Source organism: Lacticaseibacillus boliensis, from assembly GCF_054784775.1.
The window spans coordinates 41,750-67,152 of the sequence record NZ_BAAIHN010000008.1; the positions used below are offsets into that span (position 1 = coordinate 41,750).

Here is a 25,403-nt window from a genome sequence, read left to right on the forward strand (position 1 = left end):
GAAATAAAGCGTTTTGCTTTACTCGAATTCGTGCGATAATAGCATCAGTTAGTCATGATTAAATGACGCAAAAAGAGAGGCGCAAGTAATGAGAATTGCAGTCGTCGGTTGTACCCACGCAGGGACAGCAGCGGTTCAAGAAATCTTAACGCGACATCCTGACACCACCGTTGATGTTTTTGAACGGCGGGCGGATATTTCTTTCCTGTCTTGTGGGATCGCCTTATATCTCGAAGGCACAGTCCCTCGCCTACAAGATATGTTTTATGCAGACGCAGAAGGGCTCGAAGCGATGGGTCCGAATATTCATGTCCACTTGCGCCATGAGGTGGTGGCGATCGACGCCAAAGCCCATCAGCTTCACGTGCAGAACATGGTCACCACGGCCAAGTTCACCCAGACTTACGACAAACTGATCATGACGACTGGTAGCTATCCGGTCGTCCCACCACTGCAAGGTATCAGTCTGCCACGGGTCTTGATGTGCAAAAACGCCGACGACGCTGAAAAAATCAAGCGTAGCGCGGAAACTGCAGAATCGATTGCCATCATCGGCGGTGGCTATATCGGTGTCGAGTTGGCGGAAGCTTACAGCCGGATCGGCCGCAAGGTGATCTTCATCAACGGCGTGCATGGGTTGCTTAGCCACTATGTCGACGAAGAACTGCGCCAGATGGTGGCCGATGAACTCCGCGCGCATGGCGTGACGACCTTCTTCAGCGAAACGGCGTTGCAATTCGACAGTGACGGCAAAAAGGCGTATGTGCGCACGGATAAAGGCGAACATACCGCTGACTTGGCGGTTGTCTGCGTGGGCTTTCGGGCGATGACCGAGTTGCTGGAAGGGCAGATCGACACGATGCCTGACGGTGCGATCCGTGTGAATGATTACATGCAAACCAGCGATTCGGACATCTACGCCGCCGGAGATGCTGCAGCGGTGCACTTCAATCCGACTGGTCATGATGCCTACGCGCCGTTGGCGACTAACGCTGTGCGCCAAGGCAAGCTGGCGGGCCGCAACGTTTTTGGCAACACGATCCGTTACATGGGGACCCAATCGACCAGCGCGATGCGGCTGTATGACAAGACGCTGGCGTGCACGGGGATGACCCTGCATCGGGCGCTTACGGAAGGCTTTCACGCGCGATCGGTGACCGTCTCCGACAGCTACCGGCCAGAGTTCATGCCGGATGCCTACCCGTTGCACATGGTCTTAGTTTATAATGAAGATAACCGGGAGATCCTTGGGGCGCAGTTTTTAAGCAAGCATGAGATCACTCAGTCTGCAAACTTGGTGTCGGTCATGATCCAAAACCACAACACCATCGACGACTTGGCTTATGTCGACATGTTGTTCAACCCTTGGTATGATAAGCCTTGGAACTACCTCAACATCCTCGGTCAAGCTGCCGTCACGCAGGCGGACAAGTTGAGAGCGGAGTAATAAGGAGATTATATGAACGTTTGGAATCTGATAGGACTGGTCGCTTGGTTAGTCATTGTGGCTTACCTCGTCTTCATCATTTGGAACATTCGCAATCGCCATTTGAAAATGGTGGTCGTGTTTCGCAATCAACACGCCGGTCGGACATGGCTGATCGATTTGCTCGAAGTGGTGGTTTTCGTGGTGGCAGTGTGTGGCATGTCTTGGGTGACTTGGCTGCGTCCGATCGATTACGCGGATACCCACAGCATTAGTGTGAAATACACCTATGACAAGTTGATGTTGCGGACTGATGCTGATCGGTCATATTTCGTCAGCGTCACCTCGGGAAACGGTACCCATCCGGTACACTACTACACCTATTGGACGGAAGGCACCAAATACGAGATCTCCAGCCGCAACGCTGACGTGTCGTCTGCCACTGATGCGCTGACCGTGCGCGCCTCTGCTTACCCATGGCAGAACAAGAAGCTTGAAGCACTCGAAAAGCAAGATGAAAAAGCTTATGTGGCCACATATATTGGGACGTACAAGCCGACGCTTATCAACGGTTTGGGCATGCATGTCGGCCACACCGCGCAACGCTTTTCTTTGATTCGTATTCCAAACGACACCTTCCAGAAGGTTGCCGCCAGATAAAATTAAAATAGCGGTGCCGCGTACCCATAGCTTGGGTATGTCGCACCGCTATTTTTAAACGCAGGATGATTATTTGCCTTTGGGTTTGTGTTCCATGTAGTCGCGGAGGCTAGCCACCACGGATGGTTCTGGGGCTTCACGCATCGCTTTGATGTTGTGAATGTGTTCTACAGAAACGTGGCTGTTGAGAGCCATCTCAGTGTCAGTAAGATTATTCTTACGTTGAAACTCGATGATCTCTCGGGAAAATGCGTTAACTTGATCTTTTTCGTTCATTGCATAGATCCTCCTCGAATGCGCTTAACCCTAGTATACCTAATTTTGCGACAAATGCGTTAATAAGTTGCAAAAGCGAACTTTTGTTTGTATAATAAAAGTAAGTGGAAGTTGCCTTCGTGTTGAAGGGAGTGGGTCAATCATGGAACCTTATGCTTACCTCCAGGAACTTGCCGCCAAGCAAACGACCCCAATTCGGGTGCGGATCTGGGAAAACAAGAACATCATCATCCGCCGCAACCTTGATAATAACAACGGTCTCGTGACACAGGTCTGGGATGCGTGGTTGCGCAAGGTTTTGCGCCCGTTTGGTGGCTTTGAACCGCTGATCGAAATCGATGTCTTCGGTCCGCAACCGGATATTCGTTTTTTTGCCGAGAATCAGTTGGCGGCCGCCGTCCATTATCTGCTGCATGTTGATCAACAATTGATGCCAACCATATCATGATACGTCTGAAGCAAATCTTAACTTGGACTTGCTTCTTTTTTTGCGAGAAATTTTACTAACAAAAAATTAGCAGTTTCCCTTTTATTTACAAAAAGTAAGTGATATAGTTAATCTCGTAATCAATTAACGGGAGGGTTTATTATGACAGTAATGAATGGGTACGAACAAAGCGACAGAGAACAGAAGCTTGATATTTTGAATTTACCATCGTTGGAAGCCGAGGCTAAAAAGATCATCCCGACCGGTGGCTTTGGTTACATCGTCGGCGGTTCGGAAGACGATTGGACGTTGCGGCAGAACACCAAGGCGTTCGAGCACGCCCAGATCGTGCCTAAGGCGTTATCCAACATCGAAAATCCTGACTTGTCAACGCGCGTGTTTGGCATCGACCTGAAGACCCCAGTCATGATGTCTCCTGCCGCCGCCCAAGGCCTTGCGCATAGCCAAGGGGAAAAGGCGACGGCCAAGGGCGTCGCGGCAGTCGGTGGGTTGATGAGCCAGAGTACTTATTCATCAACATCGATCGCTGACACCGCGGCTGCGGCTCCTGGTGCGCCCCAATTCTTCCAGCTGTACATGTCCAAAGACTGGGCTTTCAACTACAGCCTGCTGGATGAGGCGATGAAGGCCGGCGTCAAAGGGATCATCTTGACGGTTGATGCGACGGTCGATGGCTATCGGGAACAAGACATCATCAATAACTTCCAATTTCCGATCCCGATGGCAAACCTGGAGAAGTTCTCTGAAGGCGACGGCAAAGGCAAGGGCATCGGCGAGATCTATGCGGCCGCGGCGCAAAAGATCAGCGAAGCCGATCTGCGGCGGATCGCTGAATACACTAAGCTGCCGGTAATCGTTAAGGGAATCGAATCTCCTGAAGACGCACTGCGGGCGATTGGTGCCGGTGCTTCCGGGATCTACGTGTCCAACCACGGTGGCCGTGAACTCAACGGCGGGCCTGCCGCGTTTGACATGCTGGCCAGTGTCGCTAAGGCAGTCAACCATCAAGTGCCGATCATTTTCGACTCCGGTGTTCGCCGCGGGAGCCATGTCTTCAAGGCGCTGGCGAGTGGTGCTGATTTGGTCGCCTTTGCCCGTCCGGTACTTTACGGGCTTGCACTTGGCGGGGCTTCAGGCGTACAAAGCGTCTTCGAGCAGATCGACCACGAGCTTGAGATCGTCATGCAACTGGCCGGCACCAAGACCATCGCAGATGTGAAGAACGCACCGTTAACGCATTTTAACTACCAAGATTAATTAGCGAAAAGGCGGTGTCGCCGCCTTTTTTCGTCTATAAAGCGCCATCATGGTATAATGGAGCCAGAGGTGAACGCACATGAAGGTATTGATTCTATATGCATCGATCACAGGTAACGCTAAAGGTATGGCGCGGATTCTGGTGCAGTTTTTTGAACACGCGAAAGCCGAAGTCACACTGGGTGAGATGCAGCAAACCGATGCGGCCAAGCTTCTGGATTACGACGCTGTGATCTTGTCGACCTATACCTGGTCCGGCGGCGTGATTCCGGAAGAGACACAAGACTTCTATGCGGATCTGGAACAGATCGATTTTTCCAAGAAGCCTTTGGTGTTTGGTATCGCCGGGACAGGGGATCGCTTTTATGGGCAAGATCGCTACAATACAGCGCCTGATCATTTTGCGGCAGCATTGACCGGCAGTGGCGCCATTCAAGGTGCAGACCCGATTAAGATCGAGCAAGGGGCGACCCAAGCGGACATGCCGGCATTTGCGGCGTTCACCAAGGCAATCGTTGCGAAGGTTCAGTCAGTCAAAGCGTAAGCGGCTAGGTCGCGACGCTTTAAGGAGGGGATTGCGATGGATGAGGCCGTATTCTTTAACCCCGGTGATGCGATCGCTAACGACTATGATTATGCGGCGGCGCGGCGTTCTGCCCAGATCTACAAGGCGGCACATGTCGCCGACAAGGGTCTGGTCGTCGCCCAAGACCAAGATGGCAAGTTTGCCGTGTTCTATGAAGCTTCTGGCGTCGACCAAGATGCCGGCGACAAGTACACGATCCTCGCACATCTATAACCAGAGCGGAACTGAGCGTCTTTAGCAGGTCGGGTAGCCCAGCACTAGTGCTTGGGGCGGGTCTTGCCCCGAGTGCTGGTGTGTAGCTAGCCGCACCTGCGTTGCTCAGCGCAGCTCGAGGAAACCAGAGCGGAGCAGGACGGGTTTAGGCATGTGTATAAGTCAGCCTAGGCGCGTGCGGGCAAGCCCGTGCGTGACTGGGATGACTTATACGCAATGCCGTTGTCCTGCGCAGCTCGACGATGCAGGTTTATTGATGTGCGCAGGATTCAGCGAATATTCGAGGACGATTTGAAAACTTGGTGGTATCGCTGTGGGCTTTTCGTGCTCGCAGTGGGTTTGATTGGTTTGTTATGGTGGGTATTGCAAGCACCATTACCTGATCCTGTGATCGGCGGCTTTGCCGCGCTGGGGTTAGGCATTGTGATCGCAGTATTCATTGCTAGTTTTTGGCATAAGTGAAAAAGTAAAGGACGTGGCAAAATGGCAACATTGACGCAAGCAATGCAAGATATGGTGGCAGCACAGCTCAACTTTTTGGCAACTGCAGATGAAAACGGCAATCCGCAGGTGGGCCCTAAAGGGACGATGCGGGTCCTCGACGATCATCGTCTGATCTATAATGAAGAAACCGGCAAGCAGGCATGGCACAATCTCAACGACAACCATAAAGCCGCCGTGGCGGTTGTCGACCGTGCAGCGCTCAAGGGCTTCCGGTTTGAGGGCACCGCTGAGTTCCACAACGATGACCAGATTTATGCCGATGCCAAGGCATTTGCGGAAGCGCGGCACCTGCCGCCGGCAATCTCTGCGGTTGTGATCAACGTTCACCGCATCTACAAGCTCGATGTTGGCAAGGTTGCAGGGGATTTGATCGAAGCCGATCCAGAATAAGTACACAAAGGCGTTAGGCCACAGACCTAACGCCTTTGTTGAGCTGTTAAGTTGCATTGTTAGACGATCAAAAAAGACGAGCCGCAAACGTGAAGTGCCCCACAATCATTAGACAAGAAGTCTAATGATTGTGGGGCTTTTCTTCTTAGTTATGCTGGCTGGCCGACGCGTTGTTGATGATTTTCGACGATCAGCTTGGCAATGCCTTTGGCGATGCCTTCGTTACGGAGAATTGGGCCATGCGCATAGCTACCAAAGGTATTTTTGTACCGCATGCCTTCGACGCCATCTTCGGGATTGTTGCCATAGCCTTGGACCATCTTGCCCAGCGGCTTCAGCTTTTTGGGATCATCGAAGTAGGTGCGACCGCTGTGATTTTCAAAGGCGCGCACGGTACCGAAGTCGGTTTCGAACTCGGTGTCGCCAATCATCCGAGCGTCAGCCTTGAAGATCGTGTGCAATGGCAAGATGCCCAACCCTGGGATCGTCGTGCCTTCACTAGTCTCATAATAGGCACCGAGCAGTTGGTAGCCTCCGCAGATGGCAAGCATGGGTTTGCCAGCTTCGATATAGTCGGTCAACGTTGCCTTGTGGCGTTTGAGGTCACGGGCAACAACGGTTTGCTCGTAATCTTGGCCGCCACCGAAGAAGACAAAATCATAATCGTTGGCGTTGAACGGGGCATCGAGGCTGATGTTGTCGACGCGGACGTCATAGCCTTCCTGGTTCAACCAGTAGCGTAAGATCTTTACGTCACCAGAATCACCATAAGTGTTCATCAGATCTTCGTACAGGTATGCAATGGTAATCGGTTCAGCCACAAGCGGTCGTCCTTTCTTCTATCAATTACCGGAATGATAGCATAATTGGCCAGTAAATAAAAGCAAAGTGCGGGTTGCGTGTTCCATGTGAAACGCAAGGGTTTGGGCTTCGAGTTGGTGGCGGGCGGTTGTCGTTGTCGGCCAATTACGTTAAACTAGAACATGACGTGAAACGCGCCTGATTTCAATGAGAACAGGCGCTTAAACCGGATGCCACAAAGGGATGGTGTAATTCATGAACCGTGAAACATTTGCTTCAGCGCTGGCCGATCTGGGCTTGCCCCATACCGCCAGTCAGCTGGCACAGTACGCGGCCTATTACGACTATTTAGTCGCTGAGAATCAGAAGATGAACCTTACCGGCATTACCGACGAACCCGGGGTGTATCTGAAACATTTTTATGATTCGCTGACGCTGGTGCAGGCCTTACCGCAGCTGAAGACCCAAGCGCTGAGCCTGTGCGATGTCGGTGCCGGCGCAGGGTTTCCTTCGCTGCCGGTCAAAATTGCCTTGCCACAGCTCGATATTTCGATCGTCGATTCGCTGAACAAGCGGATCGGCTTTCTTGAACGCTTAAGCGCCAAGCTCGGCCTCGACAACGTCCATCTCTATCACGATCGGGCCGAGACGTTTGGCGGCAAAAACTCACCGCAGCGCGAGGCGTTTGACGTGGTGACAGCGCGGGCCGTAGCACCGTTGAACGTGCTGGCGGAGCTGTGCTTGCCGCTGGTCAAAGTAGGCGGCGTATTTGTGGCGATGAAGGCGACTTCTGCAGAAGCCGAGTTGCAGGCGGCCAAAAGTGCCGTCGCGATCCTCGGCGGTACGATCACCAACGTCGTCGAGCTGGAACTGCCGGAAGAAGGCGGCCAGCGTAACTTGGTCGTGATCACGAAGCATCAGCCGACCCCGAAGAAATATCCGCGCAAGCCGGGGACCCCAAGCAAGTTACCGTTGGGAGGCAAGTAACATGGCGTTACCATTTTTCGGAAAGAAGAAAGACCTCACGCCTGGATTGAGCGTGCAAGAGATCCCGCTAGATCAGATCGTTCCCAACCGGTTCCAGCCGCGGAAGGTGTTCACCGAGCAGGCCATTAACGAATTGGCGGAAACGATTCAAGAACACGGGTTATTGCAACCGATTATTTTACGTGAATACGCTTCCCATCAATACGAGATCATTGCCGGCGAGCGGCGCTATCGGGCGATGCAACACCTACATATGGCCAAGGCCCCAGCAATCGTTCAGAAGATGAGCGACGAAGAGTCGGCGGCGATGGCGCTGATCGAAAACCTGCAACGCGAAGGCCTGTCGGCGATCGAAGAGGCACAAGCCTATACCGCTTTGATGGAACTCAACGACTTGACCCAGGCGCAGCTGGCTAGCCAGCTGGGCAAAAGCCAGTCGTTTGTGGCCAACAAGCTGCGCCTGTTGAAGCTGTCGGAGCCCGTGCAACAAGCGATCATGAACGGTGAAATCACCGAACGCCACGGCCGCGAGCTGTTGCGGGTCGACGACTATCACCAACAACTGCTGGTGCACCAGATCCTCAATGACGGCTTGACCGTCAAGGAGACGCAAGCCGCAGTCGAAGCGGTGTTGCATCCGGAGCTGGCGGATACGCCAACAAAAGCGAAGTCGGCACAACCGGCAAAGGCCAAGAAGAGACGGCGCACCCCGCAAAGTCACGACGCCCGCATGGCGGTCAACACGCTAAAAAAATCAGTGCACCTGATCGAAGATGCCGGGATGCCGGTCACCATGCACGAAGAAGAAGCCGATGGCGTTTACCGCATCGTCATCGAGATTCCTAAGCAGGCTAAATAGCAGGGGTCGCGTGAAGTTTGACTAAAGGAGATAGAGTAATGGCACACATCATTGCGGTCGCGAATCAAAAAGGCGGCGTGGGTAAAACCACCACGACCATCAATTTAGGGGCGTGTCTCGCCAACGCCGGCAAGAAGGTGCTGATCATCGATGCCGACGCTCAAGGCAATGCCACCAGTGGGGTGGGGATTCAAAAGCCAGACGTTGGCAAGGATATCTATGACGTTTTGGTCAACGAGGATCCGATTTCAGAGGCCTTGTTGAAAACCAAACATGATAACTTATGGATCGTGCCGGCGACGATTCAGCTGGCCGGCGCCGAGATCGAACTGACCAGCCAGATGGCACGCGAGATGCGGCTGAAGCTGGGGCTGGCGGCGGTCGAAAACGACTATGATTATATCTTGATCGATTGTCCGCCTTCACTTGGTCAGCTGTCGATCAATGCCTTCACCGCGGCACATTCGATCCTGATCCCGGTGCAAAGTGAATATTATGCTTTGGAAGGCTTGAGTCAGCTGTTGAACACGGTGCGGCTGGTGCAGAAACACTTCAACCCGACGCTGAGCATCGAAGGGGTGTTGTTGACGATGTATGATCGCCGCACCAATCTCGGGGCCCAGGTGATTGAAGAGGTGCGCAAGTATTTTGGCGATAAGGTCTACGAAACGATCATTCCGCGGATTACGCGGCTGGCTGAGGCCCCAAGCTACGGCATGCCGATTGTTGATTACGATCCCAAGTCTAAAGGTACTGAAGTCTACACCCAATTAGCACAGGAGGTCTTAAACGCTCATGGTGAATAAGAACAACAAAGGCTTAGGGCGAGGAATTGACGCCATTTTTCAAGAATTCGAAAGCCCAGACACCAACCTGAGTGAAGTGGTTGAACTGCCGCTTGCTGACATCCGGCCCAATCCTTATCAGCCGCGCAAGTTGTTTGACGAGGCCGCGCTCGAAGAACTGGCGGCGTCGATCCGCAACACCGGCGTCTTCCAGCCAATCATCGTGCGCAAAAGTGTCTCGGGCTACGAGATCATCACCGGTGAGCGGCGCTTCCGGGCGTCGAAGCTCGCCGGCAAAGACAGCATCCCAGCCATCGTGCGAACGTTTGATGATCCGGCGATGATGGAGATCGCGGTATTAGAGAATCTGCAACGCGAAGACCTGACGCCGCTTGATGAGGCTCAGGCTTACGACACATTGATTAAAAAGCTCAATCTCACCCAGGCCGAGGTTTCCAAGCGGCTGGGCAAGAGTCGACCGTATATCGCCAACTACCTGCGCTTGTTGACACTACCGGCCAGCGTCAAACAGATGCTTAACGCCCAGCAACTGTCGATGGGTCAAGCGCGGACGCTGTTGAGCCTCAAAGACAAAAACAAGATTCCAACGGTGGCCAAGCGCGTGCTCGCCGAAGGGTTGACGGTGCGGCAGCTGGAACATCTGATTGCCGAGATCAATGCCGGACCGGTCAAGCCCAAGCGCAAGCCGGTGGCCAAGTCGCCGTATCTGCGGGCCAGTGAAAATCAGCTCGGAGATCGTTTTGGCACCAAGGTCAACATCGCGCAGAGTCAAAAAGGCAAAGGCAAGATTGAAATCGATTTTGCCAATCCCAACGATTTGAACCGGATCCTGGCCTTACTCGATGTTAATCTGGACTAAGGAGGCACGTTCATGTACGATTTACACGATCATGTGCTCATGAAAAAGCCGCATGCTTGCGGCGTTAACGACTGGGAGATCATCCGTATGGGGATGGACATCAAGATCCGCTGCACAGGTTGCGGCCACATCGTGATGATGTCCCGGCACGATTTTGACCGGAAGATGAAAAAAGTGCTGACTGAACATTAGTTGACACCCCGTGATAATAAGAAAGAGAGAAGAACAACAATGGCTTTAACAGCAGGTATCGTCGGGCTACCAAACGTCGGCAAGTCCACCTTATTCAACGCGATCACCAAGGCAGGCGCCGAAATGGCGAACTACCCATTTGCAACAATCGACCCTAACGTTGGCATGGTCGAAGTGCCAGACGCACGCTTGGCCCGGATCGATGAACTGATCCCAGCCAAGAAGATCATTCACACGACCTTCGAATTTACCGACATCGCCGGTATCGTCAAAGGCGCCTCCAAAGGTGAAGGGCTGGGCAATAAGTTTCTCGAAAACATCCGCCAAGTCGATGCTATCGTGCATGTGGTGCGGGCGTTTGATGACGACGAGATCACCAGTGTCACCGGCAAGGTCGATCCACTTGATGATATTGAGACCATCAACTTGGAGCTTGCTCTTGCGGATCTGGATAGCGTCAACAAGCGCTACGCCAAGGTTGAAAAGATCGCGCGGACCCGAGACAAAGAAGCGGTCGCTGAATTCGACGTGCTCAAGAAGATCAAACCGGCGCTTGAAGAAGGCACCCCGGTGCGCTCGCTTGATTTCACCGAGGATGAGCAAAAGATTGTCAAGGGCTTGTTCCTGTTGACGACCAAACCGGTGCTGTATGTGGCTAACATCGCCGAAGACGACATGGCCGATCCGGACAGCTGCGAATACGTGAAGGTGATCGAAGACTACGCCGCCAAAGAAGGTGCAGGCGTGGTCGCGGTTTCTGCACGGACTGAAGAAGAAATCGCTGAGCTCGACGATGCAGACAAAGCCGACTTTCTCGAAGCAGAAGGGGTCAGCGAGTCTGGTCTGGACAAGCTGATCAAGGCCAGTTATCACTTGCTGGGGTTGGCAACATTCTTCACCGCCGGTGGCAAGGAAACCCGCGCTTGGACCTTCAAGCAAGGGATGAAGGCGCCGCAAGTCGCCGGGATCATCCATTCTGATTTCGAGCGTGGCTTCATTCGTGCAGAAACGATGAGCTTTGCTGATCTTGACCAGTACGGGAGTGTTACCGCTGTGCGTGAAGCCGGCCGATTACGTTCTGAAGGGAAGGAATACCTGGTTCAAGACGGGGACATTATCGAATTCCGGTTCAACGTCTAAGTAACCGAGCGAGATTCGCGCAATTTTAGCGGATCAGCCATCAAGGGGGATAATGGAGTGGCAAAAACAAAAAACACACCAGAAGAAGTCCAGCCAGTCGTCGATGTCGACGCCTTACTGGGAGAATTAACCAAGAAAAACGATGAGTATGTCTTCAAGCTTCGGCGGATCTTGAAGGAACACCAATACACCGACGCCCAAGAGCGCAACGTATTGGCGAGCTTGTTGCCAGAGATGATCGAAGCCCAGCGCCAAGGCAAGCCGGCAACACAACTTTACGGACCGGTGACGGTGAAGGCTGACAGTTTGATCAACGCACCTAAGCCGAAAAAAGTGGTGCCGTTTTGGCTGAGCGGGATCGACTTAAGTCTGTTTTTTGCCAGCATCTTCGGGCTGATGTATGCGGTCTTGGCTTACATCAAGCCTAAGACGATGGCGGCAGGATCCGGGGTCGCATCGCTGTTGATCATGTCGCTGATGGCGGGCTTCATCTTCTCCTATTACAATGTCTGGACCCGTCGCGACAAGAAAGAGCGGGGCAAGACCTGGCTGATGATGATCGGATTCATCGCGGCGATTTTGATCGGTTCCTTTGCCTCCAGCACGCTGTCAGTCATCAAGTCACCACTGACTAGCCCCACCATCTGGCCGGTTTACGGCATCATGGCTGTGGTTTGCTACGCTGCCCACTGGCTGATGAAGCGCTACTTCAAGTTGCCTGGTTTGATGGGCGCCTAATTTCCGAATGATCGGTCGATATTTCACCTCCTTATTCGAGGCGAATAGAGGTTTTGCTGGTTAAATTCGTCAAAACTTGGTGAATGTTCGGCCTAATTTCGTTGAAAAATGAGCCAATTCTCATTTAAAAAGCCCGCTATGACGGGCTTTTTTGATTGTTCAACAAGTTGTAATTGACGATTGTCGCCAGCAATGCTATTCTGGTCAACAACAAAAAACGAAAGAGGGCTGTCCACTTGAGTAATTGGGAGACAAAGTTTGCGCGCCGCGGATTTACGTTTGATGATGTATTGTTGATACCTGCAGAAAGTCATGTTCTACCACAGGATGTTGATCTTTCTATCCAACTCGCCGACAACTTAAAGCTGAACATTCCAATTCTCTCCGCTGGGATGGACACCGTCACCGAAAGCAACATGGCGATCGCCATGGCACGCCAAGGCGGATTAGGTGTCATCCATAAGAATATGAGTATCGCCGCACAGGCAGACGAAGTGCTGACGGTTAAGCGTTCCGAAAACGGGGTCATCATTAACCCGTTCTTCTTGACTGCCAACGATCCGGTTTCCGAAGCCAATGCCTTGATGCACAAATATCGTATCTCCGGGGTACCGATCGTTGATTCTAAGGATTCGCGTAAGCTGACAGGCATCATCACCAACCGTGATCTGCGCTATGTCTCTGATCACACAGTTGCCATCGGTACGGTGATGACCAAAGATCATCTCGTTACCGCCCCAAGCGGCACCAGCCTCGAAGAGGCCGAAGCGATCTTGCAACAACACAAGATCGAAAAGCTGCCGTTGGTCGATAAAGAAGGCCGTCTCAGCGGCTTGATCACGATCAAGGACATCGAAAAAGTCGTCGAATTTCCGAACGCCGCCAAAGACGACCATGGTCGCCTGCTGGTCGCCGCTGCTGTTGGTGTTACCAGTGACACCTTCGAACGTGCCCAGGCGCTGTTAGACGCCGGTGCAGACGCCTTGGTCATCGACACCGCCCACGGCCATTCTGCAGGCGTGTTGCGGAAGATCGAAGAGATCCGCGACCACTTCCCGAACGTCACCTTGATCGCCGGTAACGTGGCGACGGCTGAAGGCGCTGCAGCCTTGTATGATGCCGGCGTCGATGTTGTCAAAGTCGGCATCGGTCCTGGCTCGATCTGCACGACGCGGATCGTCGCCGGCGTCGGGGTGCCACAACTCACCGCCGTTTACGACGCCGCAACCGAAGCCCGCAAGCGTGGCAAGACGATCATCGCTGATGGCGGGATCAAGTACTCCGGTGACATCGTTAAGGCCTTGGCAGCCGGCGGGTCCGCTGTAATGCTGGGCTCCATGCTCGCCGGTACCGATGAAGCGCCAGGTAGTTTTGAAATCTATCAAGGTCGCCGCTTCAAGACTTATCGCGGCATGGGTTCGATCGGGGCGATGGCCCAAGGTCATGGCTCCAGCGACCGCTACTTCCAGTCCGGCGTCAACGAATCCAAGAAGCTGGTTCCAGAAGGCATCGAAGGCCGTGTCGCCTACAAGGGCAGCTTAGCCGATGTCATCTACCAAATGGACGGTGGCCTGCGTTCCGGCATGGGTTATGTCGGTGCCGGCACCATTCCAGAACTGGCTGACAAGGCCCAATTCATTCAGATCTCCGGCGCTGGTTTGAAAGAAAGCCATCCGCATGACGTGCAGATCACCAAAGAAGCCCCTAACTATTCTGTCGAATAACAATCAAAAAAGTCCTGCGAAAATTTTTCGCAGGACTTTTTTCGTGCGCGTATTTAGGCGTTGTGGCCGTATGCTTCGATCTCGGTCAATGCTGGGAAGGTGGAGGCGTCTTGATCTTTGACCAGCTGGGTCAACTGAAGAGATGTGACGGTGCGCGGTTTGATGGTAAAGCGTTGCTTAGCTGCTGTCTTGTGCGGTTTGAGTACCTCGGTGGTACCATCTGAAAAGGATACGGTCAGTTGCGTCCAGTAGCTGTCGTGCGGATAATCAGCGCGCAAGACCAAAGCCAGCGTGTCCATGACAACAGGACGGCCAAAATCTAGCGAGAAGGTAGCATCGTCGCGTTGATCGATTCCCCAAGACTGGAAGGGATAGTTGCCATGCTTCTCGTTGGCGACTAGGCCGTCGATCGCGTTGCGGGCGAAGAAAACGAGCTCGCCGCGAGTTTCGGCGTTGGCACTGGCATGAGGAAAAGCGCCGGTTTGTCCGCGAAGATCGTGCGAGTTGACCGCTAAATTAAAACGGCCAGAATAATCAGCAGTGGTGGCGTAGCGCACCGTTGCGTAGTGGCGGTCGCCGGCAAACGCCGCATCAGGATAAGGCCATTCGCGTTGGGTATTGACCGGGATCGTGAACCGCCAAGGCGACTCGGTGAGGTAGATCAATGCTGGTGCCAGCGCGGCATCAAGTTGTGCGACGATGTAACAAGGGGTATGGTCGACGGCGACAACATAGGTATCGCCGGAAGCATAGCGTTCCGTGAATGCGAGGTAGGTGCTGTTGTCGGCGCTTGCTTCTTTAAGCACGCGGTCTTTGGCAGCAAGGGTTAAACTAATTTTAGTCATGTGATGGACTCCTTTTAGATGAATGGTTGGATCGCACCGAGTAACCCGGCGTCATTGCCTAACAGTGCAGGCATAATGCGCGGGGGCTCTTGGTGGGCTAAGCTATGATGATGCGTTAGCAAGGTGGTGACTTTGGCAGTGAGCGCCTGCATGAAGACGGGATTGGCGCTGATCCCGCCGCCGATCAAGATGCGCTCTGGGTCTAGGGTCGCGATGGTGTTGATGAGCATTAAGGCCACTGCTTGCACGAAGTCGTGCCATGCCTGGCGAGCTACTGGGTCAACAGCTTTCGCGGTGATGATTGCAGTAGCGTCTTGTTCAGGCGCTGCTGGCTGGTGGGCTTCATTGTATTGGCGGACGAAGCCGTTAACGACTGAAGCGGAAAAAGTCAATGAGTCTGCTTCTAGGTCGTCTGGCTGGCTGATACCTGCCAAAAGCTGCCAGCCAAACTCACCAGCATAACCATGAGCGCCGTTGACGAGCTGGCCGTTGACGATGATGCCGGCACCAATGCCGGTTCCGAGGACGAAGCACACATAGTTGCGGCAGCCTTGAGCGTTGCCGCACCATGATTCTGCCAATGCGGCGGCGTTGGCGTCGTTGGTGACGTGGATGGGTAAATGCCAACGATCAAAGCATTGCTTGAAGTCGTAACCGGCAAGGCTGGTGATCGCCCCACCAGTTTTAGCAGTGGTGGCGACGACAATGCCAGGCACGGACACGCCGATCCCGGTCAGTTTGTGATCGTATTGGTAGGTGGCGACGATCTGATTGAGATGCGCGGTGAGGGCCTGACGGTCGTTGACAGTTGCAAATGCACCGTGGGCAAGCAACTGGCCGCTATCAGCGACTAAACCATATTTGATGCTTGTCCCTCCGATGTCGAAGCTAACATATGTTGCCATGAAAAGTGCCTCCTTTGAACTAGCGACTTGAGAACAAACAAAGGAGCGTGACGTTTGTCACACTCCTTTGCAAGCAAAACTAAGCGTTATCGCCAGAGGTAATTTGAAGTTTACCGTTGTGCGCTTGGCCGAGATCGATCGTCTTCACGTCACTGCCAGCGGTAATCGTCAAGACGTTGCCTTTCAAGGTGACAGTTGGTTGTGCTTTGAGTGCGTCGGCATTCACCGCACCGATGAAGGCGTCGATGATGACACGATCGCCAACTGGTAAGGAACCGGTGAGCGTTGGGATCACGCTCTTGGGGAAGAGCAGGTTAGTGTTAGGTTCTGGCCGCAGATTCATCGCTTGAGTGAAGGCCCCTTGAATCATGAAGGCGCCGGAAACACCACGTGGTGAAGTGGTGACAACGCCGTGGTCAACGGTTTCTTCCTTAGTTGTTGGCGTGATCTCATTGGCAAAACCGCCATCAGCAAAGGTCAAGGCACGATTTGTGTGGACCAGGTGGACCCGGATGTGCCAAGGATGCATCGGGATGACATAAGATTCAATGGTGACGTCAGACCATGGCTGCCAGTTGCTGTAAACATAGTCATCGGTGAAGCAAAAGGCATTGACGAGCTCACGCGTGCGGTAATGATGATCTCCGGCTTCGCAAAGCGCAAGCGTGTTATCATAAGCCTCTTCGTTAAGCATGATACCGTCTTTAGGCGTCGAGAAACCGAAACGAGTCGAGTAAACGAACTTCGAATATTTGGCTTCGCGATGTGACTGGTTGTTGACGAGCTGACCAGCGGTGAAGCCTTGCACGTTTTGACCATTAGAATCGCGGGTGACAAACATTCTACCATCAGGCATCACGCACTTGGTAGCGAGTTGCGGAGCCTCTTCTTTTGCCTGCCAGAACGGATGAGACTCTGGCAAGGCTAAGATCAAGAACGGCTTGAGTGCCCAGTAAGGTGAACCAGGACCGTTGTAGCCTTCAGTGAAGTTCAGATTGTCGTATTCGTAACCCAGCGTCAAGATACCATCTGGCTTGAAGATCGGCTTTTGCATCCAGTAACGCAGGTTCTGCAAAACCAGATGTTTGATCTGCCCCCAAGGCAAGGCTTCAACGCCGGCAAAGGCGAGTGCAGACCAGAAGGCACTTTGGGCAAAACGATAGATCAATGAGCGCCCGTAAGGCAATCCTGCACCGTTGGCATCAAACCAGTATTGAAAGGTGGTGGCAAAAGTGGCTGCCCGCTTTTGCAACTTAGCTGCCCGCTTAGGATCTTTGTCGCCATACAGCTTGGAATATACCAAACCATAGAATTGCACCGCCCAAGAAACGTAGTAGTCTTGTTGGTCGACCAAGCCGTCTTTATACCAGCCATGATCGACATAAAAGGCGTCGATCTGGGAGAAGTCGTAGTTCATCATGGCCTGAGAGTAATCCATGCCTAACAAAGACATCGACATGTTGACCAAGACCCGGAAGTAATGCCAGTTGTTGTTTGGCAGGCTGTGATAGTTGATTTGAATCAGCCAGTCGTGCACGCGCTGCTTTTCAGCAGTCGAGAAGGTGTCCCACAGGCGAGATTTGGTGAGGACCAAGGTCAAAGCGATCGAGGCCTCTTCCACCATCAGCTGGTTGGTGTTGGTCAAATCTCCCCAGTAGGCATTGGAAGCCGGGTCCGTACCAGCCAGCAGACCTTTTTTGAACTTGTCGAAGAAGGAAAGGTCTTGGTCGGGATCAGACAGTAGTGGGCCAATCGCCCACAAAGGCCGCAAGAAGGCTTCGATTTCTTGTTGGTCTTCTGGATAGACAGTCCCAGAGCTACCAAGATTTAAGTGGCCAGGATACGCGTCGTCAAAATAGGCTTCAGTCGGTGCGACCAATGCTTTGGCCAGACGCTGCAAGTCAGCGCGCGTTTTGATCGGATTGTTCTTAATATCATCAATATTAAAAGCCATGCTGATTACCTCCTAAGTAATCGAATTACTTTCTTTCTCCTTTTTCGCGCAGTGTCGTGGTAACTTTTTCAACGACAGATTTGCTCAATGGATACCAGAAGAAGAGAATCAAAGCAACGAGCAGATAGCCAATGCCAGGGATGCCGGTTGCGATCTTGTAAACCCCAAGGTTGGTAGCGGCAGATTGTGCGGTGCCACCGACAACGGCGTGATAACCGAGCAGTGCCAGCAGATAGCCGGATAAACCACCCATGATCGCTTGCCCAATCTTACGCGCAAAGGAGTACAGCGCGTAAACCGTGCCGTCTTCGCGGCTGCCATCAACGAACTGCTGATAGTCGATAACGTCGGTCATGAAGGCCCAGATCATGACGTTGAAAGCGCCAGAACCCAAGGTGGCAAAGAAGAGCAGGAGCAAGAAGATCCATTCGTTTTGCAGTTGCAATAAGAATAGAAGGAAGAAGATGACAGCAGAGAAGACCAAGGCCCACTGCGAGAATTCTTTCTTACCAAAACGAGTTGAACAATACTTCGCGAATGGGGCGATCACAATGGTGCTGATCGTGTTCATCATCGTGGCGATGGACATCCCAATGGTACTGTGGAAATAGCCATTGAACAAGTAAGCGTTTAAACCACCGGTCATCCCGTTGGAGACCAGCAAAACCAGTGCCCCGGCGATGATCGACATCAACGCCCGGTTGTGGAACAAAGCGACCAGCAGTTGACCAACAGGGACTTTCGCGGTTTTTTCGATCTGGACCCGTTCGTGAGAGTTGTGAATGGTGATCGTGTAGCTGATATAAGCAATCGCGGCAAAGGCAATCGCAACGAAGAACATGTTCAGCCCAGAAATCTTACCGCTGCTGTCCTTCATGAAGATCGGCACGATCAAGCCGACTAAGGTACCAGATAAGGCACCGCCGACACTACGGTAGGTGGACAAAGAGTTGCGGTGATCAGGATCTTGAGTAATCGCAGAAGCCATGGTCCCATAGGGGATGTTGGTTGCGGAATATGTGATGCCCCAGAAGATGTAGGTCACATAGATATAAGCGATCCGGATCGGCATCGAGAAGTGTACAGCAAACGGCATGAATGCCAGGATCGTTGATGCGAAGATGAACGGCCGTACCGCTTTGATTCAAGGAATGTAACGGCCGTATTTGGTCAGTTTGGTGTTATCGACCATCCGCCCAATGGTGACATCAGCGAAAGCATCGATGATCCGAGCAACTAAGAACAGTGTCCCGGCGACGGCAGGGGAAATACCCAACGCGTCAGTGTAAAAGATCATCAGGAAGTTCGACATGAACATGAATGAGAAATCATTCCCGAAGTCCCCGAAGAAGTACCCAATTTTATCTGATAGTCCGAATGGACGGTCACTGAGTTTTATATCGACTTTACTGTCGATATCTGTGGAAGGTTTTTGAGCCATGATTAATCCTCCTCATTGTAAGTGAATTGTTCGAGCCGCAGCAGCGCTTCGATCAAATAATAGTCAGCATAGATAATGGCATATTCGTGGTGATCCTCATGATAAGAAGCCGAGGCGTGGGTCACGAGGTTATCACGATCAGAAGATAAGTCCAAGCGCTGATTGACTAAGAATTTGAGCAGTGCGACTGCGTATTGATAGTAATGTTGATTGTGCGTCTGTTGGGCGAGTAGTAACAGGCCGCTCGCAAAAATGGTTGCTGCCGAAGCGTCTTCTAAAGCGGGCTTGGCAGGTTGATCAAAATCGATGGGAACGACGAATGAAGCCGGTACATGCGCGATGAAATAATCAGCGACCTGTTCTGCGATGGTGCGGTAGTGAGGGTCATGCGTTTGGGCGTAGCTATACGCGAACCCGTAAGCGGCCCAAGCTTGACCGCGAGACCAAGCAGACCCGTGGCGCAACCCTTGCCCGCCATGCGAACGAAGGTACTTACCGGTTTCTGGATCGAACTCGACGATATGTTTAACCGAATGGTCTGGCCGAATAAAATATTGCTGAACGGTGTTGGCATGCGCAATGGCAATTTGTTTGAAGCGCGGATCACCAGAGGTCTCGCTTGCCCAATAAAGCAACTGAATATTCATCATCGAATCGATGATCGTCCAGCCGCGGCGGTCGAGTTCTTGATCACCATCATTCCAAGCCCGAATGAATCTTCCTGCGAGGTTGAAGCGCCCGGCTAGAATAGTCGCAGCGTGTAAGCCGCGAGTCTTCGCTGTTTGATTGCCAGTGAGTTGATAATGTCGGACACTTGAGGGCATGAACATAAAACCGACGTCATGATGCAAGCCATTGAATAAGGTGAGACTTTGGGCAAGTTTGTTTTCAATCGCGACCGCGTTGGTTTTAAAAAGTGGTTGGTGCGTGCGCGCATACATCCACCACAGGATGCCGGGATAGAAGCCATTGGTCCACCAGCTGATGCTGGCAGGTTCTTCGCTATCGCCAGTCATCTGAGAATGATCGTCGAAGCGGCCATCGGCTGTGGTGGTGTAGGGGATTTTGCTACCGGTGGCGGCTGCGACCCGCTCAAGTTTTTGTTCGATCTGCGCCAGAACAGCCGTCGCCCATGTGTTATCTTCGTTAGTCATACAATCATCCTTTACTGTTTGAGCACCAGCTGTCGGCACACCCAGAACTCAATTAGGTTAAAATTTTTTCCTGAAACGTTTAAGTTTTATGCTAAAAAATAAACGCTCCGCCGAGTTAAGGTAAACCTATTGTCGCGAGGCCTCCTTCCAATCCAAATAAGACCTGATTCAAAATGATACTGTTTTCTTAAACGTTTAAGATATGGTACACCAATAATATATGGCCTGAGGAAAACGCTGTCAAGGATTATTGGCAAAAAACCTGCTTTTCTTTGATATGCTATAATGACGTTAAACTTGGGAGGAGTCTGCAAATGAGTAAGCGCGTGAGTTTAACGGATGTTGCTAAAAAAGCCGGCGTATCGATTGCGACGGCTTCATACGCGTTGAATGGGAGTTCTGAAGTCAGCGAGAAAACGCGGCGACGCATCATGGCCATCGCGCAGGAGCTAGACTATCATCCTAACAAAGCGGCTCAAGGCTTGCGGACAAGCCAGTCAAAAATGGTGTGCATGCTGATCAACACGTTCAACAGTATCTTTAACGGGGAACTGGTTGATGACATTCGGGAGTTACTCGAGCCTTATGGCTATTCGCTTGTGGTGATCGGCAACAGCACATCGGACTTGATCGACTCACAGCTCTTTGACGGGCTGATCATCTGGAACTACAAGGCGTCGCAAGCGCGGCTTGAGCAATTGATCCAGCGCGCCCAGATCCCGATCGTGTTGATGGCGAATGAATTAACGTTCCCCAATGTTGACAACATCGTGATCGACAACTACCACGCGATCCAAAAGCTCTTCCGCTACTATGAGCGCTCTGAACATAAACGGATATGCTTTTTCACAAACAATCACACCTCGTATAATTCAGAAAAACGTCTGCAAAGCTGTGCTGATTACATGGCCAAATACCATCCAGAAGTTGATGTGGCGCAGCGGACTTTCAACGGTAAATTTGAGGTTAGACGAGCCTATATTTTGGCCAAGAAATTACTCCAGCAAGGGGCGTATGACTTTTTCTTCTGTCTCAACGACATGATGGCGTATGGCGTTTATCAAGCGGCCGACGAGCTGGGGCTTAAAGTCGGCGAAGACCTCAGTGTTGTGGGCTTTGACAACTCGCCGAAGTCTGGGGAAGTCTATAAGCCTAAGTTGACGACCGTTGATGCCCGGATCGAAAGCTGGGGGAAGACCGTTGTCACCAGCCTTGTCCATCGTTTGCAAGCAAGCGGGACACTGATGAATCAGACGATTTACACCCCGACGCGGATTATCAACGGCGATTCGGTGAAGTTGATCCAGGCGTAGAGGCTAAAGAAGAACGGAATTTTTCAATTTTTTCTTCAGTTATGCCTTAAATCCGTCGTGAAGGGTTGGATTTGATAAAATGAACCCGACACAGAACGGTACAATGGGAGAATACTCATGAAAATATTAATTGTAGACGATGACAAAGAAATCGTTGAATTGCTCAGTATCTACGTCAAAAACGAAGGCTATGAACCTGTTCTCGCTTATTCAGGCAAAGAGGCGATCACCAAGCTGGTGACGACGCCAGACATCAGCCTGATGATCTTAGACATCATGATGCCGAACATGTCTGGTATCGATGTGGTCAAGGAAGTGCGCAAGGATTCGCAGATCCCAATCATCATCGTCAGCGCCAAAACCGGTGATATGGACAAGATCCAAGGCCTGATCACCGGGGCCGATGACTATGTGACCAAGCCCTTCAACCCACTGGAAGTGATGGCGCGGGTGAAGAGCCTGTTGCGTCGTGCCCAAAACAAGGTCACCAACCCTGAACCGGATGTCTTAGAGGTCGGGCCGTTGACGATCAAAAAAGACAGCCATGAGGTGACAACACTGACCGGGCGTAGCATCCAGCTGACAGCGCTGGAGTTTGGCATTTTATACTTATTGGCTAGCCATCCCAACCGCGTCTTTTCAGCCGACGAGATCTTTGAGCGCGTCTGGCAACAAGAGTCAATCGTCTCTGCGAAAACTGTGATGGTGCATGTTTCGCATCTACGCGATAAAATTGAAGAAGCCACAGATGGTGAGAAAGTGATCGAAACCGTCTGGGGCGTGGGGTATAAAGTCGAGGGATAACCATGGAAAAGGTGCGCTTAACCCGCAAGGAAAAGTCGGAGCTCTGGGGCGAAGGCTTGATCACGGTGATCTTGTTATTACTGCTCAACCTCGCCGTGGTGGTGTTGGGCAAGCAGCTGGTCGCGTCAGACCAGAATCTTGAAAATTCGATCTGGAGCGTTAAGCAGGTCATGACGTTTGGCCAGGATAACGTCCATTTTTGGAGCTGGCGGAATTTTGTCATCGGAGTCTTGGCGGTTATTGATGCCATCGTGGTGTATTGGCGACTGATCCGCCGCTACCGCCAGATGCAGATGCGCCATGTCATCGCTGAACTGCATTACATCGCCGATGGGCACCTCGAGCATCGAATCCATTTTGAAGTAAACACCGACTTGCAGAAGGTCGTCGCCTCCATCAATGCGCTGGTCGATTCGACGGTGAACTCAATGGAAGAAGAACGGCGAATCGAAAAAAGCAAAGACGAACTGATCACCAACGTCAGCCACGATATCAGAACCCCGCTGACCAGCATCATCGGGTATCTTGGTTTGATCGAAGACGAGCAGTATCAGAACCAAGAAGAGCTGGTGAAATATACGCACACCGCCTATCTTAAGGCCAAGCAGATGAAGGTGTTGGTCGAAGACCTCTTCGAATACACGAAGGCGCGGCAGACGACGACGCCGCTAAACACCGTTCAGTTCAACATGGTCGCGATGCTCGAACAGTTGGCGGCATCTTATGAGTTGGAAGCAGAGAAAAAAGGGATTACGATTGAAGTGAGCGGCAATCCGGACCCGTTGATGATGGAAGCCGACACCGAAAAGCTCGGGCGCGTCTTCAATAACCTGATCACCAACGCCTTCAAGTATGGCAAAAGCGCGCGGCACTTGTATCTGACCGCTCAAAAAACCGGGTCGGAGTCGGTGATCAAAGTCTCCAACGACGGCGACCCGATCCCCAACGACTCGCTCAATCGCCTTTTTGATCGCTTCTATCGGGTTGAAGGGTCGCGTTCGCAAGAAACTGGTGGTTCTGGATTAGGCTTGGCAATCGCGCAATCGTTCATCAGCCTTCATGGTGGCTATATTTATGCGGACTCAACGCCAGAATTGACGAGTTTTGTCATCCATCTCCCGTTGAAAGTCGGGACGACCCTCAAAAAACCTGATGCCTCAAAGGCCAATCCGGCCTGATCACATTCAAGGAAGGAATCGTTCAATTCATGTCTAAATTATGGCGCGGCGTCATCGCAATGATCGCCGCAGTTTCTGTGTGGGCAGGGGTCATGCCGGCGGCAACGACTCAGGCCAGTGCCACCACGACCAGCTTTAACGTTGATGCCTCAGCGGCGCTGGCTATTTCGGCCAAAACCGGCAAGATCATGTACGCCCAAAATGCTGACAAGGTCTTGCCAATTGCGTCGATGACCAAGATGCTAGGGATCTATCTGGTGCGCGATGCGATCCAATCCGGCAAGTTGCAATGGGATGACACCGTCACCCCAAGCGCAAGCATCGCCAAGCTCAGTCAAGACCACGATTTGTCTAACGTTCCGATGACGACTGACGGCAAGTACACGATCAAGGAGCTTTACCAAGCCAGTTTGATCTATTCGGCCAACGCGGCGATGATGTTGCTTGGCAACGCGGTTTCAGGAAGCCAGGCCAAGTTCGTTGACGCGATGCGTGCACAGTTGGTGGCTTGGGGGATCAAAGACGCGACGATCGTCAATGTCACGGGCCTAGATAACAATCAAGTCGACACGGCGGATCGCTATCCCAAGACGACGACTAGCGACCAGAATCAGATGTCTGCCAAAGACGTCGCAATCGTCGCCCAGCATCTGCTGAACGATTATCCAGACGTTTTGGACACGACGAAGATGCCTTCCCAGACATTCCAGGCTAACACCAAAGACGCCACGAAGATGGACAATTATAATCTGATGCTCCCAGGTTTGTCAGCTGCAGACAAAGGGCTGGCTGTCGACGGATTGAAAACCGGGACCACCGATCGCGCTGGTGACTGTTTTACCGGTACCGCGGTGAAAAATGGCACGCGTATCATCACCGTCGTTATGCATGCCAATGGTAACGGCGACTCGAAGCGCTTCGTGCAGACTGCTAAGCTGATGAACTGGACGTTTGCCAATTGGAGAACGATGACAGTAACCACCGCGGGCAAGCCGGTCAGTGGTCACGAGCGGCTGGTGGTTCGGCACGGGGTCAAGCCATACGTGCCGCTGGCCGCCACCAAGACTTTGCAGCTGGAAGTGCCTAAGGCCACCACGACGGCTGATATCCATTACGCTTACACGGCTAAGCTAAAAAACAAGCTGGAAGCACCGGTACAAAAAGATGCCACCGCCGGCACGTTGACGGTCAGCGTCAACGGCGAGAATCTCGGCTATCTCAACGGCCGAAGCAATGAAGCGATTGCGCTTAAAACCACCCAGCAGGTCGACCGTAAGAACGTCTTTGCGCTGATTTTTGACGGCGTCGGCGAGTGGATCGGCAGTCTTTTCTAAATCTTAAGGTTTGATTCAAGGGCCGTGACGCCGCAAAAAGCGTCGCGGCCCTTTTGGGTTCAACGTTGGCAAGCTTGCGTCAACGCGGTACGATGATAGGGAAAAGGAGGGGTGTGGCATGCAATATCATCCGATCACCAAAGCCGGGGTGGCAGCTTTTGCCGCCGAAATCGAGGCGCTCAAATCCCAGCGGCCGACGCGTATCCACCGTCTGGCCGCAGCTGCAGCCCTGGGCGATCGCTCGGAAAACGCGGAATACTCTGCCGCTAAGCGCGATCTCAGGCAACTAGAAGGGCGCATGCGGTATCTCGACAAGCTGATCCGCTACGCTCAGATCGTGCCGACGCCCAAAGGGGATGCCGTCGAGATCGGGACCACGGTAACGCTGCAGTTTGGTCCCGACGATACCGACGTCTATGACGTCGTCGGGCCCAAAGAATCGGGACTGGCCGAGACCAATCTCGCCAGCGACTCACCGCTGGGAGCGGCGATCTTGCATCATCACGAAGGCGACAGCGTCACCGTGGTCGCACCTGCCGGCAACTACCAGGTGACGGTCTTGACGATCGCAGTATCTAATCTGTAACCATCGTGTCTTAATTGTTAATC

At 52.4% G+C, this 25,403-nt stretch carries 27 protein-coding genes and 1 pseudogene; 21 read left to right on the forward strand and 7 right to left on the reverse strand.

What is annotated here, in order from left to right; translation table 11 throughout:
* The first annotated feature begins 88 nt into the window (after nt 1–88).
* Both ACYVRB_RS05185 and ACYVRB_RS05190 read left to right on the forward strand, forming a co-directional pair.
* Nucleotides 89–1,447, forward strand: a complete 1,359-nt coding sequence (locus ACYVRB_RS05185) for an FAD-dependent oxidoreductase (protein ID WP_461213990.1) — start codon at nt 89–91, stop codon at nt 1,445–1,447.
* Between the two features lie 12 nt (nt 1,448–1,459).
* A complete protein-coding gene (locus ACYVRB_RS05190; protein WP_461213992.1) occupies nt 1,460–2,086 on the forward strand; it encodes an LVIS_2131 family protein in 627 nt (208 codons plus the stop codon).
* Between the two features lie 69 nt (nt 2,087–2,155).
* Here the strand turns inward: ACYVRB_RS05190 and ACYVRB_RS05195 are convergent, their stop codons facing one another.
* Nucleotides 2,156–2,362, reverse strand: coding sequence for an LBP_cg2779 family protein (locus tag ACYVRB_RS05195; protein ID WP_461213993.1), 207 nt, complete (start codon nt 2,360–2,362; stop codon nt 2,156–2,158).
* A gap of 142 nt (nt 2,363–2,504) precedes the next feature.
* Between ACYVRB_RS05195 and ACYVRB_RS05200 the strand changes: the two genes are divergently transcribed.
* From ACYVRB_RS05200 to ACYVRB_RS05225, 6 genes are all read left to right on the forward strand, one after another.
* Nucleotides 2,505–2,810: a hypothetical protein gene (locus ACYVRB_RS05200; protein ID WP_461213995.1), complete on the forward strand. Its 306-nt coding sequence runs from the start codon at nt 2,505–2,507 to the stop codon at nt 2,808–2,810.
* Between the two features lie 141 nt (nt 2,811–2,951).
* Complete coding sequence (locus ACYVRB_RS05205) at nt 2,952–4,067, forward strand: lactate oxidase (RefSeq protein ID WP_461213997.1); 1,116 nt, start codon at nt 2,952–2,954, stop codon at nt 4,065–4,067.
* A 79-nt stretch (nt 4,068–4,146) separates the two neighbouring features.
* On the forward strand, nt 4,147–4,611 hold the full coding sequence (locus tag ACYVRB_RS05210) for a flavodoxin domain-containing protein (RefSeq protein WP_461213999.1): 465 nt from the start codon (nt 4,147–4,149) through the stop codon (nt 4,609–4,611).
* 36 nt (nt 4,612–4,647) lie between these two features.
* Nucleotides 4,648–4,866, forward strand: coding sequence for a hypothetical protein (locus ACYVRB_RS05215; protein ID WP_461214000.1), 219 nt, complete (start codon nt 4,648–4,650; stop codon nt 4,864–4,866).
* A gap of 291 nt (nt 4,867–5,157) precedes the next feature.
* Entirely contained in the window at nt 5,158–5,328 is a 171-nt protein-coding gene (locus tag ACYVRB_RS05220; protein WP_461214001.1) for a hypothetical protein, read from the forward strand.
* 21 nt (nt 5,329–5,349) lie between these two features.
* A complete protein-coding gene (locus tag ACYVRB_RS05225; RefSeq protein WP_461214002.1) occupies nt 5,350–5,760 on the forward strand; it encodes a pyridoxamine 5'-phosphate oxidase family protein in 411 nt (136 codons plus the stop codon).
* Nucleotides 5,761–5,909: 149 nt separating this feature from the next.
* On the opposite strand, the gene ACYVRB_RS05230 is transcribed toward ACYVRB_RS05225, so the two are convergent.
* Nucleotides 5,910–6,581 carry a type 1 glutamine amidotransferase gene (locus tag ACYVRB_RS05230; protein WP_461214003.1) on the reverse strand — a complete coding sequence of 224 codons (672 nt, stop codon included), beginning with the start codon at nt 6,579–6,581 and terminating at the stop codon, nt 5,910–5,912.
* A gap of 235 nt (nt 6,582–6,816) precedes the next feature.
* On the opposite strand from ACYVRB_RS05230, the gene rsmG reads away from it, so the two are divergent.
* The 8 genes from rsmG to guaB all read left to right on the forward strand — a co-directional run bounded on the left by rsmG (nt 6,817) and on the right by guaB (nt 13,866).
* On the forward strand, nt 6,817–7,548 hold the full coding sequence (gene rsmG, locus ACYVRB_RS05235; RefSeq protein ID WP_461214005.1) for a 16S rRNA (guanine(527)-N(7))-methyltransferase RsmG: 732 nt from the start codon (nt 6,817–6,819) through the stop codon (nt 7,546–7,548).
* 1 nt (nt 7,549) lies between these two features.
* Nucleotides 7,550–8,407: a nucleoid occlusion protein gene (noc, locus tag ACYVRB_RS05240; protein WP_461214007.1), complete on the forward strand. Its 858-nt coding sequence runs from the start codon at nt 7,550–7,552 to the stop codon at nt 8,405–8,407.
* A 38-nt stretch (nt 8,408–8,445) separates the two neighbouring features.
* Complete coding sequence (locus ACYVRB_RS05245; RefSeq protein WP_461214008.1) at nt 8,446–9,213, forward strand: ParA family protein; 768 nt, start codon at nt 8,446–8,448, stop codon at nt 9,211–9,213.
* Nucleotides 9,203–10,072, forward strand: coding sequence for a ParB/RepB/Spo0J family partition protein (locus ACYVRB_RS05250; protein ID WP_461214009.1), 870 nt, complete (start codon nt 9,203–9,205; stop codon nt 10,070–10,072). Before ACYVRB_RS05245 ends, ACYVRB_RS05250 begins: the two co-directional genes overlap by 11 nt.
* 12 nt (nt 10,073–10,084) lie before the next feature.
* Nucleotides 10,085–10,264: a DUF951 domain-containing protein gene (locus ACYVRB_RS05255; RefSeq protein WP_461214010.1), complete on the forward strand. Its 180-nt coding sequence runs from the start codon at nt 10,085–10,087 to the stop codon at nt 10,262–10,264.
* Between the two features lie 39 nt (nt 10,265–10,303).
* Entirely contained in the window at nt 10,304–11,404 is a 1,101-nt protein-coding gene (gene ychF / locus ACYVRB_RS05260) for a redox-regulated ATPase YchF (protein ID WP_461214011.1), read from the forward strand.
* A gap of 57 nt (nt 11,405–11,461) precedes the next feature.
* Nucleotides 11,462–12,142, forward strand: a complete 681-nt coding sequence (locus ACYVRB_RS05265) for a DUF1129 domain-containing protein (protein ID WP_461214012.1) — start codon at nt 11,462–11,464, stop codon at nt 12,140–12,142.
* Between the two features lie 236 nt (nt 12,143–12,378).
* Nucleotides 12,379–13,866, forward strand: coding sequence for an IMP dehydrogenase (guaB, locus tag ACYVRB_RS05270; RefSeq protein ID WP_461214013.1), 1,488 nt, complete (start codon nt 12,379–12,381; stop codon nt 13,864–13,866).
* A 53-nt stretch (nt 13,867–13,919) separates the two neighbouring features.
* On the opposite strand, the gene ACYVRB_RS05275 is transcribed toward guaB, so the two are convergent.
* From ACYVRB_RS05275 to ACYVRB_RS05295, 5 genes and pseudogenes are all read right to left on the reverse strand, one after another.
* The gene (locus ACYVRB_RS05275; RefSeq protein WP_461214015.1) at nt 13,920–14,711 is read right to left on the reverse strand and encodes a hypothetical protein; all 792 of its coding nucleotides are present in this window, start codon (nt 14,709–14,711) and stop codon (nt 13,920–13,922) included.
* 14 nt (nt 14,712–14,725) lie between these two features.
* Nucleotides 14,726–15,616, reverse strand: a complete 891-nt coding sequence (locus tag ACYVRB_RS05280) for an ROK family protein (RefSeq protein WP_461214016.1) — start codon at nt 15,614–15,616, stop codon at nt 14,726–14,728.
* Nucleotides 15,617–15,695: 79 nt separating this feature from the next.
* Entirely contained in the window at nt 15,696–17,570 is a 1,875-nt protein-coding gene (locus ACYVRB_RS05285; RefSeq protein ID WP_461214018.1) for a DUF2264 domain-containing protein, read from the reverse strand.
* Between the two features lie 25 nt (nt 17,571–17,595).
* A pseudogene (locus ACYVRB_RS05290) lies at nt 17,596–19,011 on the reverse strand (MFS transporter).
* A gap of 2 nt (nt 19,012–19,013) precedes the next feature.
* Nucleotides 19,014–20,165 (reverse strand): glycoside hydrolase family 88 protein, encoded by a 1,152-nt coding sequence (locus ACYVRB_RS05295; RefSeq protein WP_461214019.1) that lies wholly within the window; start codon nt 20,163–20,165, stop codon nt 19,014–19,016.
* A 314-nt stretch (nt 20,166–20,479) separates the two neighbouring features.
* On the opposite strand from ACYVRB_RS05295, the gene ACYVRB_RS05300 reads away from it, so the two are divergent.
* The 5 genes from ACYVRB_RS05300 to greA all read left to right on the forward strand — a co-directional run bounded on the left by ACYVRB_RS05300 (nt 20,480) and on the right by greA (nt 25,380).
* On the forward strand, nt 20,480–21,478 hold the full coding sequence (locus tag ACYVRB_RS05300; RefSeq protein WP_461214021.1) for a LacI family DNA-binding transcriptional regulator: 999 nt from the start codon (nt 20,480–20,482) through the stop codon (nt 21,476–21,478).
* Nucleotides 21,479–21,595: 117 nt separating this feature from the next.
* A complete protein-coding gene (gene croR, locus ACYVRB_RS05305; protein WP_461214023.1) occupies nt 21,596–22,282 on the forward strand; it encodes a response regulator transcription factor CroR in 687 nt (228 codons plus the stop codon).
* 2 nt (nt 22,283–22,284) lie between these two features.
* Nucleotides 22,285–23,460: a sensor histidine kinase gene (locus ACYVRB_RS05310; RefSeq protein WP_461214025.1), complete on the forward strand. Its 1,176-nt coding sequence runs from the start codon at nt 22,285–22,287 to the stop codon at nt 23,458–23,460.
* 29 nt (nt 23,461–23,489) lie between these two features.
* On the forward strand, nt 23,490–24,794 hold the full coding sequence (locus ACYVRB_RS05315) for a serine hydrolase (RefSeq protein WP_461214026.1): 1,305 nt from the start codon (nt 23,490–23,492) through the stop codon (nt 24,792–24,794).
* Between the two features lie 118 nt (nt 24,795–24,912).
* A complete protein-coding gene (gene greA, locus ACYVRB_RS05320; RefSeq protein WP_461214028.1) occupies nt 24,913–25,380 on the forward strand; it encodes a transcription elongation factor GreA in 468 nt (155 codons plus the stop codon).
* Nucleotides 25,381–25,403: the final 23 nt, after the last annotated feature.